Annotated in this window: 4 protein-coding genes; all 4 read left to right on the top strand. The window is 71.9% G+C overall.

Annotated elements, in window-relative coordinates:
- Positions 1 to 134: 134 nt before the first annotated feature.
- The 4 genes from ND747_RS20080 (at position 135) to ND747_RS20095 (ending at position 4208) form a co-directional block, all read left to right on the top strand.
- The gene (locus ND747_RS20080; RefSeq protein ID WP_251735384.1) at positions 135 to 1064 is read left to right on the top strand and encodes a branched-chain amino acid ABC transporter permease; all 930 of its coding nucleotides are present in this window, start codon (positions 135 to 137) and stop codon (positions 1062 to 1064) included.
- Complete coding sequence (locus ND747_RS20085; protein WP_251735385.1) at positions 1061 to 2485, top strand: branched-chain amino acid ABC transporter permease; 1425 nt, start codon at positions 1061 to 1063, stop codon at positions 2483 to 2485. The genes ND747_RS20080 and ND747_RS20085 overlap by 4 nt, the downstream gene beginning before the upstream one ends.
- 83 nt (positions 2486 to 2568) lie before the next feature.
- Positions 2569 to 3489, top strand: coding sequence for an ABC transporter ATP-binding protein (locus ND747_RS20090; protein ID WP_251735388.1), 921 nt, complete (start codon positions 2569 to 2571; stop codon positions 3487 to 3489).
- Positions 3489 to 4208 (top strand): ABC transporter ATP-binding protein, encoded by a 720-nt coding sequence (locus ND747_RS20095; RefSeq protein ID WP_251735387.1) that lies wholly within the window; start codon positions 3489 to 3491, stop codon positions 4206 to 4208. Before ND747_RS20090 ends, ND747_RS20095 begins: the two co-directional genes overlap by 1 nt.
- The last annotated feature ends 187 nt before the right edge of the window (positions 4209 to 4395 follow it).

Here is a 4395-nt window from a genome sequence, read left to right on the forward strand (position 1 = left end):
CCCCCCCCCCCCCCCCCCCCCCCCCCCCCCCGCCGCCCCCCCCCCCCCCCCCCCCCCCCCCCCCCCCCCCCCCCCCCAGGCCATGTGACGGACGATTCCGGCCGATCCGAGACGCGACGAACGAGGCGTGACGCATGGGTTTCTTCGACCAGTTCTGGCAACTGACCATCGACGGCCTGATGGTCGGTTCGCTGTATGCCGTCATCGCGCTCGGCTACACCCTGGTGTACGGGGTGCTCCAGCTGATCAACTTTGCGCACAGCGAGGTGTTCATGCTGGGCTCCTTCGGCGGGCTGTTCGCCGCGCGGGCGCTGCTGCCCGAGAGCGGGGTGCCCGGCGGGTTCCAGTCGGTGTACCTGGTTGCCGTCGGGCTCGGCGTCGGCGCGCTGTGCGGGGCGCTGGCCGCGTTCACCCTCGAACGGGTCGCCTACCGGCCGCTGCGGCGCCGCTCGGCGCCCCGGCTCGCCTACCTGATCAGCGCGATCGGGGCGTCCCTGTTCGCGGTGAACCTCGCCGGCAAGGAGTTCGGCCGCCAGAACGTGGATCTGCCGGACCTGTTCCACAACGGCACCGTGTTCACCCTGTTCGGTGCCGACGTCTCCACCCAGTCGCTGGTCATCTTCGCCGTCGCGATCGCGATGCTCGTCGGCCTCGACCGGCTCGTCGCCGGCACCCGCCTCGGCCAGGGCATCCGGGCCGTCGCCCAGGACGCCGACACCGCCGTGCTGATGGGCGTCAACGTCGAACGGATCATCATCGTCACCTTCGTCGTCGGCGGTCTGCTCGCCGGCGCCGGCGGGTTCCTGTATGCGATGACGTTCAACGCGTCGTACAGCATGGGCTTCGTGCCCGGGGTGAAGGCGTTCACCGCCGCCGTCCTCGGCGGCATCGGCAACGTCCGCGGCGCGATGCTCGGCGGCCTGCTGCTCGGCCTGGTCGAGAGCTACGGTGGGTACCTGTTCCAGGCGTCCTACAAGGACGTCATCGCCTTTCTCGTCCTGGTGGCGATCCTGATGATCCGACCGTCCGGCCTGCTCGGCGAGCGCCTCGGGCGCGCGGCATGAGCGGCCCGACCGTGCCCGGCCAGCCCGCGCCGTCGGCCGGATCCCCGTCCTCGCCGGATTCGTCCTCGCCGCGCCGGTCCGCGGGGGCACCGCGGACGGTGCGACCGCCGTGGCATCCGACGCAGCTGTTCTCGCCGGCCCGGCTGCGCCAGCTGGGCGTTCTGGTGCTGCTCGGCCTGCTCGCCGCGGTGGTCACCGGGCCGACCGGTGACTCCGACCATCCGCTGCAGGCCGCCCGGGACGCGATCGTCGATCCGCGGATCGTCCTGTTCCTCGTGCTCGCCGTCGCGTTGTGGCTGGTCGTGGTGCTCGGCGGGGAGCTGCGGGCGCTGGTCGTCCGGCTGGCCACGCCGGTGCGGGGGCCGGTCGGCGCCGCCTACGGGCGCCGTGGCGGTCCGATCGTGCTGAACCTCGTGCTGCTCGCCGCCGCGATCATCGCCCCGATGCTGTTCTCCACCGCCGCCCAGCAGTCGATGGTCAACGACATCGGCATCTACGCGCTGCTCGCGCTCGGCCTGAACGTCGTCGTCGGCTACGCCGGCCTGCTCGACCTCGGCTACATCGCGTTCTTCGCCATCGGCGCGTACGCCACGGCCTACTTCACCTCGCAGACCGCGATGCCCTGGCACGCCCCGTTCACGCTCAACCCGTTCTTCGTCTTCCCGATCGCGCTGCTGCTCGCCGCGCTCGCCGGGATCATCCTCGGCGCGCCGACGCTGCGGCTGCGCGGCGACTACCTCGCCATCGTCACCCTCGGCTTCGGCGAGATCATCCACCTGCTCGCGAACAACGCCGACGGCATCACCAACGGTGCCCGCGGCGCGTTCGGTGTCCCGCATCTGTCGATCCACCTGCTCGGGATCGACTACCGGTGGGGTATCGATCCGCTGCCCTACTACTACCTGCTGCTCGCCATCGTCGTGCTCGTGATGATCGCCTTCGGCCGGCTGGAACGCTCCCGGATCGGCCGGTCCTGGGCTGCCATCCGCGAGGACGAGATCGCCGCCGAGGCGACCGGTGTGGCGACGCTGCGGCTGAAGCTGCTCGCGTTCGCGATCGGCGCGTCGGTGTCCGGGTTCGCCGGGGTGCTGTTCGCGTCCAAGCAGTTCTTCAACCCGCAGAGCTTCAGCCTGCAGGCCTCGTTCTTCGTCGTCGCCGTGGTCATCTTCGGCGGGATGGGCTCGCGCCTGGGCGTGGTCGTCGGCGCGGTCGTGTTGCAGGGGCTCGCCTTCTACCTGCGGGACAAGGTTGCCCCCGCGGACCGCTACATCTATTTCGGGGCTGTCATCGTGACCATGATGATCTTCCGTCCGCAGGGGTTGGTGCCGTCCCGGCGCCGCCGCCGCGAGATCGAACTGTCCGAGGCCGGGGTCGGCGCGGCCGACGCGCTCGGCGTCGCCCCGACCGGGGCCCGCTCGTGAGCCGCGGCGGCTCCCATCGGGCCGGCGCCCGCGGCGGCGGTGACAGCGGTGGTGCTGGTGGCAGCGATGCCGGGGGGCACGCCGTGCCGGGCGCGCGGCGTCCGTCCGTGGTGGAGCGCGCGGGTGGCGAGTCGGGGGACCCGGTGGTCGAGGCCCGTGACCTGTCGCTGCGGTTCGGCGGCGTGACCAGCCTCGACGGTGTCTCGCTGCGCCAGCGACGCGGGGAGATCCTCGCCGTCATCGGGCCGAACGGGGCCGGCAAGACGTCCCTGTTCAACTGTCTGACCGGTGCCTACCGGCCGCAACAGGGCTCGGTGACCTTCTGGCCGCAGCCCGGGCAGCCCGCCGAACTCGTCGGTCGCCGCCCGCACGCCATCACCCGACTCGGTGTCGCCCGCACCTTCCAGAACATCCGGCTGTTCCCCGCACTGTCGGCGCTGGAGAACGTGCAGATCGGCACCGAGGTGCGCCAGAAGTACGGTCCGCTGTCCGCCGTGCTCGGTCTGCCGCACGCCCGCCGGGCCGAACGTGACGGTGTCCGCCGCGCCGCCGATCTGCTCGACCTCGTCGGCCTCGGCCACCGCACCCACGAGCAGGCCGCCTCCCTGCCCTACGGCGAGCAACGCCGCCTCGAGATCGCCCGGGCGCTCGGCACCGACCCGCGTCTGCTCCTGCTGGACGAACCCGCCGCCGGCACCAACCCGGCGGAGAAGCGCGACCTGGCCGGGCTCATCACCCGCATCGCCGGCACCGGCGTCTCCGTCTTGCTGATCGAACACGACATGGGCCTGGTGATGTCGCTGGCGACCTCGGTGGCCGTGCTCAACTTCGGCCGGATGATCGCCTACGGCCCACCGTCCGAGGTGCAACGCGACCCCGCCGTCATCGAGGCCTACCTCGGCGCCGGTGCGGACGCCGGATCCGGCCCTGGCTCCGCCACCCGATCCGGTACCGGTACCGGATCGGGTGGCGCCGGGCCGCGAAACCGCAAGGAGCTGGGCTGATGTTGCTGTCGCTGGCCGACGTCGAGGTTGCCTACGGGGCGGTCACCGCCCTGCGCGGAGTCAGCCTCCAGGTGGACGAGGGCGAGATCGTCACCCTGCTGGGCGCGAACGGTGCCGGCAAGACCACCACCCTGCGCACCATCTCCGGCCTGCTACGTCCCCGCGCCGGGGAGGTGCATCTGGACGGCCGTGCACTGTCGACCATTGCCGCGCACGACCTGGTGGCGCTCGGGGTCAGCCACGTCCCCGAGGGACGCCGCGTCTTTCCCAGCATGAGTGTGCGGGAGAACCTGCTGATGGGCGCCTACCGCGACCGCCGGCACACCCGCGAGGACCTCGACCGGGTGTTCGCGCTGTTCCCCCGCCTGTCCGAACGCATCAGCCAGGCCGGCGGCACCCTGTCCGGCGGCGAGCAGCAGATGCTCGCGATCGGCCGGGCCCTGATGAGCCGCCCGCGCTTGGTCCTGCTCGACGAACCGTCGATGGGCCTGGCCCCCATGGTCGTCCAGACCATCTTCGAGGTCATCACCGAGATCAACCGGGACGGCGTCGCCGTCCTGCTGGTCGAACAGAACGCGGCCTCGGCCCTGCGGATCGCCGGACGTGGCTACGTCCTGGAAACCGGCGAGGTCGTTCTTGCCGGTACCGCGTCCAGCCTGCTCGCCGACGACCGCGTCCGCCAGGCCTACCTCGGCGAGGACCTCGCCTCCGCGCCCTGAACCACCCGCAATCCCGGCCAAGATCACGGCATGTGGAGGGTTGTTCGGTGAATCAGGCCCCGACACGCCGAACAACCCTCCACATGTCCGAACCATGACGCCAAGATCGGGCCCCGCGTGCCACGGCGGTGGGTGGGCGGGCGGGCGGGCGGATGGCACGCGGGCTGCGCGGGGTGCGCTAGGCGCG

The organism is Frankia sp. R82, assembly GCF_023716925.1.
Classification (GTDB): Bacteria; Actinomycetota; Actinomycetes; order Frankiales; family Frankiaceae; genus Frankia.